The sequence below is a fragment of the Roseibium sp. RKSG952 genome (assembly GCF_009711355.1).
Genome location: NZ_SMMF01000147.1, coordinates 1 through 293, shown reverse-complemented (window position 1 = coordinate 293; position 293 = coordinate 1). Strand labels below are relative to the sequence as shown.

Below are 293 nucleotides of genomic sequence, written 5' to 3'. Positions count from 1 at the left end.
ACAGCACGGTGTCCGGCAACTCCGCAGGAAACATAGGCGGTGGGATCAGTGGGCCGGGCACCATTTCTCTGACCAACAGCATTGTCCTGGGCAACAGTGCGGCTTCTGACGCCGAAATCATCGGGACGGTGGACACGACCGGCGGTGGAAACATTGTTGGGGAAGGCACTGATACAGATGCCTCCGATGGCATGATCAATGCCTCTGCGGAAGATGTGTTTGCGCAGACGTATGAACTTGCAGACGGCACTTTGGCCGGGGGGCTGGCCGACAATGGCGGGCCGGTCGAAACC

At 59.7% G+C, this 293-nt stretch carries 1 protein-coding gene; it reads left to right on the top strand.

Annotated features, from left to right (window positions below; genetic code table 11):
• Positions 1–293, top strand: a 293-nt coding sequence (locus E1297_RS00360; protein WP_209015520.1) for a hypothetical protein, incomplete at both ends; no start/stop codon positions are given.